5 protein-coding genes and 5 pseudogenes are annotated in these 6,173 nt (G+C 58.1%); 5 read left to right on the top strand and 5 right to left on the bottom strand.

Annotation, left to right across the window (positions count from 1 at the left end):
- Window positions 1–1,099 (top strand): FAD-binding oxidoreductase (locus EN780_RS25490; protein ID WP_133372713.1); only part of this gene is annotated, 1,099 nt, incomplete at its 5' end.
- A 216-nt stretch (window positions 1,100–1,315) separates the two neighbouring features.
- Here the strand turns inward: EN780_RS25490 and EN780_RS38950 are convergent.
- Window positions 1,316–1,504: a hypothetical protein gene (locus tag EN780_RS38950; RefSeq protein WP_189556726.1), complete on the bottom strand. Its 189-nt coding sequence runs from the start codon at window positions 1,502–1,504 to the stop codon at window positions 1,316–1,318.
- 131 nt (window positions 1,505–1,635) lie between these two features.
- Window positions 1,636–1,719: pseudogene (locus EN780_RS38945) on the bottom strand (IS6 family transposase); the annotation flags it as partial.
- Between the two features lie 207 nt (window positions 1,720–1,926).
- Here EN780_RS38945 and EN780_RS25480 point away from each other — a divergent pair.
- A pseudogene (locus tag EN780_RS25480) lies at window positions 1,927–2,157 on the top strand (transposase domain-containing protein); the annotation flags it as partial.
- Here the strand turns inward: EN780_RS25480 and EN780_RS25475 are convergent.
- From EN780_RS25475 to EN780_RS40800, 3 genes and pseudogenes are all read right to left on the bottom strand, one after another.
- A pseudogene (locus tag EN780_RS25475) lies at window positions 2,052–2,449 on the bottom strand (transposase); the annotation flags it as partial. The pseudogenes EN780_RS25480 and EN780_RS25475 overlap by 106 nt on opposite strands.
- Before the next feature lie 29 nt (window positions 2,450–2,478).
- A pseudogene (locus EN780_RS40805) lies at window positions 2,479–2,724 on the bottom strand (ISKra4 family transposase); the annotation flags it as partial.
- A gap of 249 nt (window positions 2,725–2,973) precedes the next feature.
- On the bottom strand, window positions 2,974–3,612 hold the full coding sequence (locus EN780_RS40800; protein ID WP_245500136.1) for a hypothetical protein: 639 nt from the start codon (window positions 3,610–3,612) through the stop codon (window positions 2,974–2,976).
- Between the two features lie 2 nt (window positions 3,613–3,614).
- On the opposite strand from EN780_RS40800, the gene EN780_RS40795 reads away from it, so the two are divergent.
- The 3 genes and pseudogenes from EN780_RS40795 to EN780_RS25460 form a co-directional block, all read left to right on the top strand.
- Window positions 3,615–3,911, top strand: a complete 297-nt coding sequence (locus tag EN780_RS40795) for a hypothetical protein (protein ID WP_245500135.1) — start codon at window positions 3,615–3,617, stop codon at window positions 3,909–3,911.
- A gap of 619 nt (window positions 3,912–4,530) precedes the next feature.
- Window positions 4,531–5,175 carry a hypothetical protein gene (locus tag EN780_RS25465; protein ID WP_128275665.1) on the top strand — a complete coding sequence of 215 codons (645 nt, stop codon included), beginning with the start codon at window positions 4,531–4,533 and terminating at the stop codon, window positions 5,173–5,175.
- Between the two features lie 206 nt (window positions 5,176–5,381).
- Window positions 5,382–6,173 (top strand): annotated as a pseudogene (locus EN780_RS25460) (hypothetical protein); the annotation flags it as partial.

The raw sequence follows: 6,173 nt of genomic DNA, 5'->3' as shown, positions 1-6,173 counted from the left end.
CCCTCTGATGGTTGAAAGTCTGCGTCTCTGGGAGCGCATGAATGAAGAACTGGAGTTTGAGACGGGATTTCACCGGTCCGGTATTCTGTTCGCGGCCGATAACGACGAGAACATTGCCCAAAATGAAGCATGGCTAGAAAAGGCGCGCCAGAATCAAATTGAGGCTAGGATGGTTTCTGGCCCGGAGATCAAGCGCCTTATACCCGGAGCGGACAAACGTTGGAGAGCCGGGCTTTTTTGTGCGACGGATGGACGAGCCGAACCGCATCTTGCGACGACTGCGGTCGCATTAGCTGCCCGCCGCAGTGGCGCTTCAGTGCTCACTAATTGTGCCGTGCGCGGATTGGAGTTGAGCGCCGGCAGGGTGTCTGGAATCATCACTGAGCATGGCCGAATTTTTTGCTCAACTGTCGTATTAGCGGCGGGTGCGTGGTCTCGTCGCTTTCTCAAGGATCTCGACATAACGTTGCCTCAGTTGAAAGTCTTGGGAAGTGTGATGCGCACATCTCGTGTCGACGATGGCCCTGAGGCGGCGCTCTGGAGCAGCGAGTTCGCGTTGCGCAAACGCATTGACGGCGGTTACACCATTGCCAATGGAAACGCCAGCGTCGTCTCGATTGTCCCGGACAGTTTTAGATTCTTCGCCAACTTCTTACCAGCATTGCGATCGGATTTTAAGAACTTGAGGTTGCGCGTCGATGGTCGATTCATAAAGGAATGTTCGGAATCGCGCCCTATACCGCCCGATCGAATTTCGCCATATGAGAGGACTCGCGTCCTCGATCCAGCGCCAGATAAAGCAGGTCTGCGTACAACGTTCGACAAGTTGAAGAAGGCGTTTCCGGTCTTTGCTTCGGCCACGGTGGTTCAGCAATGGGCGGGGTTGATGGATGTGACCCCTGACGCTATCCCAGTCATCTCACAGGTTGATGCTGTTCCGGGTCTGATTGTCGCGACAGGATTTTCTGGTCATGGTTTCGGCATAGCTCCGGGCGCTGGGCGCTTGGCTGCTGATCTCGTCATAGGCACTCCCCCCGTAGTTGATCCCACAGACTTTCGTTTTTCTCGGTTCAGCGATGGGACGCGTGTGAGACGATAACGGGCCTTTGAAGGGAAGACATGAAATCGGGGAGGTGCTCGCGCAGTGACGGGCTGCTTCATCTTGCAGAAGCAGAACTCTAACGACGCAATACGGAGGAGGCCTCAAAGGGAACGATCAACTTTGCAATTTGTTCTACGGCATTCCGGCGCGTCTGTGCGTCGCGCCGAAAGAGATGAAGCGACACTGCCGAGCAAAAGATCTGTTCAAAGGCCGTCATTTCGACCGAGCCTGCGCGATCTGGACGAGATGATGGCCGAACGCGGCCTGAACGTCGACCATTCGACCGTGCACCGCTGGGTCGTTCACTTCTCGCCCCAGCTTCTGGAGCGCTTCAACGGGCGCAAGCGCGCCGTCACCGGCAAGTGGCACATGGACGAGACATGCATCAAGATACGCGGCCAACGGATGTATCTCTATCGTGCCGCTTCTTCCAGAAGGCCCTGGAGCGCCACGGCAGACCGGATCGCATCGTCGACGGTAGCCCGACGAATCATGAGGCGATCATTTCCTGCGACGCTTCATGCGCCGATGGTCTGCTCGATCCGATTGTTGCGGTACTTGCTCTTGCGGATGCGGATCGGCTTCAGCGCTCGTCGCGATCGATTCCGCAGACGGTGTTCGGCGCCGCGCTCGGTCAATGCTCGGCTTCAAGTCGATGGCCGGTGCCGAAGCCGTCCTTTCCGCGTCGAGATGGTTCACATGATGCGCAAACGGCATGCAAGGGCGATCTGGCCGCCGGGTTTAAGCGGCGCCGCGACGGCCGAAGATCCTGCAACCCGGGCGCGCGTGCTGCAACGACGGCTGTGGAGTTGCACGTAAGCGCCATTCGGCCGATATGCCTGACCAGAAAAAATGCCCTGTTTGCTGGCCATGAGATCGGTGCCGAAAACTGGGCGCTGCTCTCATCCGTTGTTGCCACCTGCAAGCTTAACGACGTTAATCCCGTTGCCTACCTCACCGAAACCCTCGGCGCCATCATCAACGGCCATCCGCAGAGCCAGATCGAAGAACTCATGCCCTGGCGGTTCAAGAAAACGTCAAGCCCAAATCCATAGGCGATCGGCAAGGCGTTTTCGACCGGGTTGGTATCGAGCTCGAGCCGGCCATCGTCCAGGAAGCGGGTGAGCCCCTCCCAATGGGCAAGACCATAGCGGATGTCTTCGGCCAGCTTTGATCCCGAGGAGATCATCGACAATTGCTTTTCAAACCATGGCTTCAAGGCGGCGATGATCGGGGAGGAGTGCTCTGTCGCGCGGCGAGCCGAGCTTGTGGCGTCATGCCGCGCACCGTCGTCTCGACGGCGTAGAGCGTAGCGATCTGGCGCACGGCGGCTTCGGCGATCGGGGACTTGGCGGGGAGCGGGAAAAAGATGGGGGTCAAGCTGCAAGAGCAAGCTTGGCTTGCTTGAGCCGACCGTCAGCAACCGCTGCCCTGACCTGCAGTACTCGGTGAGCGCCGATGGGAGACCAACGCATCTGACGCTTCTTGTTCATACGAGCATTCACGAGGCTGTTGGCGGCGCTTTCGGCCGGAGAGCTCGAGATCGGTTGACCCGACCAGTATCGGTCGCAGTAGTCGACCATCGAAGTCTTGTTCTGGACTAGGTAGGTCTGAAGATTGCCGACCAGTTCGTATAGGCGCTTGAGCTTTTTACTGGCGTCTCGCATCTTATATTAGCGTGCTGCTCCAACTGGTAGAGCATGTTCCTCACAGCTCTCGTCGCCTCCTTGATATAACCGCTCCAGAGGAGATGCCGCAGCCTCGGCACTTGAACGGCGACGTCCCAAAGGTAGAGGTTCAGATCACCGCCGTGCCTGATTCCTTCCCATGTTTGTTCGATGTGCCGAAGCCGCATAGACAAATGGAACCAGTCAGTGGGTTACGGGCTGCCGAGTTGCGCTGAGCACAATACCTTGCAGCCCGGCGTCTCCGTCGCTGAAAACGATGACGTCGCGGCCAGGCAACCATCCTTGAGCCCGCAGCGCGGCACGAACCGCGTCGTGCTTGCCAGTGGCAACATTTGGCGCGGCGGCGAACTGGCGCGATGGCCGGCCTTTGGCCACAACGCGCCCCATGGCGATTTCGAAATGCCGGCTTTGATATCCGGGAACCGCCCGGATGTAGGCACCGTCAATGAATACGGAAATGGGCGATCCGTCGGCTCGGCTGATGCGATAGGGGCTTGCGACGTCCCGCTTCTCGATCTGATCGGCGACCTTGGCGAGCCGGTTGACAACGGTCCGATGATTGTGTGGTCGCGGAGCGGGCACAAAGAGATCGAGCACACGGGCGGCTTCTCGAAACGATAGCCGGGAGCCGAGTTCAGCCTGGATTCGCTCCAATTCCGGCGTTGCTCTGCCCTTCAACAGGGTCTTGATGCTTCCGGTGTCCGATCTTGCCGTCTTTCCGCAGGCGCAATTGCGGAACCGAGGCACTCGCAGGCGACAAATGCCGAAGAGCGAATGGACTGTACGAGATCGATAATCATGAATCCGCGAAATCGGTTGCATTCGTGACATTTCCGATCCTGCCAACCGGCTTGATCCGCCTGAAACTGCGTGAGTTCCTCCTGGAGGCGGCGCTGTATCGCCTTGCCCTCCTCCAAAGAGAGGCCGAAGTCGTCGAGGCGCGCTCCGTCGACAATGCGCTCGACAGCCGCGATCTCCCGACGTTGTGGAACGCCATCGGCCCCAACAAACTCGACCCAAACCTTCATCCTCAATTGCGCTGTCACCTAGTGCCCCTTCCGAAAAAGAAGCCCCGGCTACGCCAAATTTCTTACCCCCATCTTTTTCCCGCTCCCCATTAGGCGAGAAGTCTCACCTTTAAATACAGCGCGACACCCGGGGCAGGCTTTACGGGCAGCCTTGCGGCTCGATGCGGCCTCCGCTCCGGATGCCCCCGCAGCCCCCTTGGGGGCCGAGACTGGCATCGGTCGCCGACAAGCCGTCTGGCCTCACCCGCCAGATGCCCCGCGCGTCAGGGGTAGGTCGCGTTCACTTCGGGCGGCAACGAGTCAGGCTGTCCTTCCCTCCCCCTTCGTTCCATAGAGAGTTTCGAATATGCATCGCCTAGAGCGTCGCGTCGAAGCTCCTCTCCGGCCTCCGCAGCAGGCCAATCTCCTCAACTTTGCGGTCGCTGGAGAGTCAGCTGTCCACCTCTTCAGCGATCAAGAAGATGCGCCAAGTCGATATCTCGTGGCATATTTAGATGTATTGAATACTCCACTTGCAATTTGTCATTTTCCGTTTTAATGTGAAGAAAAATGGGGCTAGGCGCCCGCCGATAATTATCGAGTCGGTGGATTGCATGTAAAAATCCGACTAGAATAGTCTAATGTCTGTGCTATGTCAGTCTGCGTGCTTCATATCGCGTGGCCGTCTAAAGCATTGCTCGAGATGCATCGTTAAGTAGTGGGCGCAACGGTCATGCGACTGGGTCAGTTTCGCTTTCTCGGCATCGGATTTATTCTGTCTTTTACCCTTTCGGGCTGCGTCGGCGCGCAAAACGTGCAAAGCGCTGAAGTCAAAGTATATGGATCGCCTAGCATCGACCCAAGGAGTTACGCAGGCAACGTCGAGTACGCGAAACGGTTGGCCGACGAGTATATGCGGCTATCGGATCAAGCATCCTCCGCACAGGATGCCGCTGCCCTGGGCCTCATCGCAAGCGCGGGCGTTGCGGCCGGAGGATTGCTGTATGGGGGAAGCACGGATTTGATTAAGGGCGCGGGCCTCGCTGCAGGTTCACTGGGCGCGACAACAACGTATTTCAAACCCGGCGAGGCAAGCTCCGATCTATTGGACGCCGCCGAGCAGCTTTTATGCATCAGCAAGGTAAGCGACCCTCCGCCATACGATCAGGTGGCGGGCAGTGAAATCATAAGACAAGGGGTTATGACGGTACGCTTGAACCTGAGAAAGAAGCTTAGCCACACTCTGCCGGACTATAAGCAACTTGTAGAGACGTTGAAGACATCAATTTCAGAACAATCAGCAGCCAAGCACGATTACACAGGCAAGGCCGTGACCCTTGAAGACCTCAAGGTCGAAGTCAACAAGTGCGTGCTCTGAGGAGCATGGCGACTGCTTAAGCCCTGCGAAGGGGAGGCATCGGTGGCGCTCGAGGGTAGCGGTCAGCTTCGCATAAAGGTGCGCAACAAGCCATTTTCGGTCCTTATCAGATCGACAGAGCCATTTCCCTCCTGGGGTATTCGCTGGAACCTTTGTCCGCCGTGCCGCAGACCCGACCGCGGGGCTGCCGGGAGTGTACGATTAGGATGAGCTTGTCGCTGGGATCGCCGATGCAGCGGGTGGCAAGGCTGTTTTGCGTGCTCGCCCTTTTCGAGCTGGTTTCTCTTTGGCCGAGCCGTGCGGAAGAGCCTAGCGACTATAGCGGCGAGGTGCCAGCTAGCCTGCGCGGACCATTCATCTTCGAACCAGATGTCGTCGTCGCATTGGACTGTGCTCAGCACAGCGCGTGTGACGGCCCGCTGAATTTTCGGACCCTGATCGAGGCGAAGGCAAGGAAGTACGAGGAACTGGGCCAGAAGAATCCATTCTTGCTTGGGATCGCCGAGCCAATCCAGCGCACCCTGGCCACCGACCTCAACGAACTGACGACCAAGGCCGATGCCAAGGACTTTCAGCTCCATACCGAATTTCTGACCGACCCGGGGTCGAGGATCGAACTGGTTGGGGTCATCAACCGCATGGATCGCCAGTTCATTACCGACCCATCCCTGACTCCTGCACAGCGCGGTTGCGGCGAGATATCCGTGATCTACCGCTTCTCCTACGATCTCGCGAACGGCCGCAAATCCAGGCTGCCGGTGACGATGAACATCGTGTTTCCCGCTTTGCCCGGCGATACGCATGGAGGAGCGATCATCTGCCAAGGCGTTGCAGAGCGGTGGGTGGGCGAACTCGCGCGGCCAGCCGGCCGAACGCCGACCCAAAAGGTAGAAGATCTGTTGGACACCGGGAGCGGCCCACTCGCCTTGATCAAAGGCGAGGACATGCTCCGCATAGAGATCAACGCCCAAGTGTATCGGAAGCCAGCGGGTGTGGTC

This window comes from Mesorhizobium sp. M4B.F.Ca.ET.089.01.1.1 (genome assembly GCF_004022605.1).
Taxonomy (GTDB): Bacteria; Pseudomonadota; Alphaproteobacteria; order Rhizobiales; family Rhizobiaceae; genus Mesorhizobium; species Mesorhizobium abyssinicae.
This window is presented reverse-complemented; position numbering and strand designations above follow the sequence as displayed.

What these genes read in the sequence shown, in the direction of transcription:
- EN780_RS25465 (WP_128275665.1), top strand. Translation starts at nt 4,531, where the DNA reads ATGCGACTGGGTCAGTTTCGCTTTCTCGGCATCGGATTTATTCTGTCT.
- EN780_RS40800 (WP_245500136.1), bottom strand. Translation starts at nt 3,612, where the DNA reads ATGCAACCGATTTCGCGGATTCATGATTATCGATCTCGTACAGTCCAT.